The organism is Psychrobacter sp. 1Y4 (assembly GCF_051847555.1).
Map to the genome: position 1 here is coordinate 1 of NZ_JBPYDE010000513.1, position 729 is coordinate 729.

Consider the following 729-nt stretch of genomic DNA (forward strand, 5'->3'; position numbering starts at 1 on the left):
TGACATTATCGACAACACTGCTTTTGTTACGTTAATCTTTAACTCGATACTGACAATGGTAACGGCTCAGCCTCCTCGGTCTCCATCACGCTAAGCTGTACGCCCCATTTGGCAAACTGCTCAATCTCTGTGCGTAAATCAGCAACCAAAAACGCATAATGCTCACTGCTATCAGCAACTGTGATTTGCCAGTCGCTATCACTGATAACCTTTAATTCCAGCTCTGGTAGCTTATAATCACTACGGCTATGATGCGCGAGTACAGCAAGACGCAATAGCAAGCACAGATAGACGAGCTGGTTTCCGCCAATCTGACAGGTCTGCTCGAACATATCGGCTTTGAGCTTGCGACGATGGTTAAGCATCAACTGCGCCATACGCTTTTGATCCACTTGCGAGAACCCTGGAATGTCAGAATACTCAAGCAAATAGGCGCTGTGCTTATGATAACTGCTATGACTGATCGCAAGGCCAATCTCATGCAAAAACGCCGCACGTCTGAGTAAGTCACAGTCATCGCTTGTTAAGGCAAGCTTATCTTTTACTTGCTCAAACAGGTTACGACTGGTTTTTACCACTTGTTTGGCTTGCTTTTTGTCGCCTGAATAACGCTTGATGAGCGCAAGCACACTGCGGTCACGCACATCTTCGCTCGCAAAACGCCCAAGCATGTCATACATCACGCCTTCACGTAATGCGCCATCTGAGTAGGTAATGGTTTCAACGCCT

1 pseudogene is annotated in these 729 nt (G+C 46.9%); it reads right to left on the reverse strand.

Features of this window, described 5'->3' with window-relative positions:
- Nucleotides 1-38 precede the first annotated feature (38 nt).
- A pseudogene (locus ACS8FC_RS17275) lies at nucleotides 39-729 on the reverse strand (exopolyphosphatase); the annotation flags it as partial.